Origin of the sequence: Corynebacterium sp. ACRPJ (assembly GCF_022347345.1) — a bacterium.
GTDB classification, from domain to species: domain Bacteria; phylum Actinomycetota; class Actinomycetes; order Mycobacteriales; family Mycobacteriaceae; genus Corynebacterium; species Corynebacterium tuberculostearicum_D.
Genome location: NZ_JAKRNC010000038.1, coordinates 1 through 702 on the forward strand (window position 1 = coordinate 1; position 702 = coordinate 702).

The 702-nt window shown below is 53.7% G+C and carries 1 pseudogene; it reads right to left on the minus strand.

The window, feature by feature from the left end:
• Positions 1-702, minus strand: a pseudogene (locus MHY08_RS11595) (hypothetical protein); the annotation flags it as partial.

The window sequence follows — 702 nt, forward strand, 5'->3', positions numbered from 1 at the left end:
GTCATGCCATCAGTCGGATTCTCAACCTTGTCATCCAAGGTCTTCTCCGAACCATCAGCCGGAACCTCATCCGTCTCAGAACCAGCAGCAATCGACGGAGCAGGAACATCACTCTTCGGCTCGGTGATCTTCACATCAACCTCACCGACCTTGTCGCCATTCTTATCCTTGACAACAACCTTGCCATCCTGCGGTGCAGTACCCTCCGGCACCGTCACCTTAATCTCACCGGTATCCGGATCAACCGTAACCGTCGCATCCTTAATCGGATTACCGTCCTTATCCAGGACCTCACCCGTCATGCCATCAGTCGGATTCTCAACCTTGTCATCCAAGGTCTTCTCCGAACCATCAGCCGGAACCTCATCCGTCTCAGAACCAGCAGCAATCGACGGAGCAGGAACATCACTCTTCGGCTCGGTGATCTTCACATCAACCTCACCGACCTTGTCGCCATTCTTATCCTTGACAACAACCTTGCCATCCTGCGGTGCAGTACCCTCCGGCACCGTCACCTTAATCTCACCGGTATCCGGATCAACCGTAACCGTCGCATCCTTAATCGGATTACCGTCCTTATCCAGGACCTCACCAGTCATGCCATCAGTCGGATTCTCAACCTTGTCATCCAAGGTCTTCTCCGAACCATCAGCCGGAACCTCATCCGTCTCAGAACCAGCAGCAATCGACGGAGCAGGAACA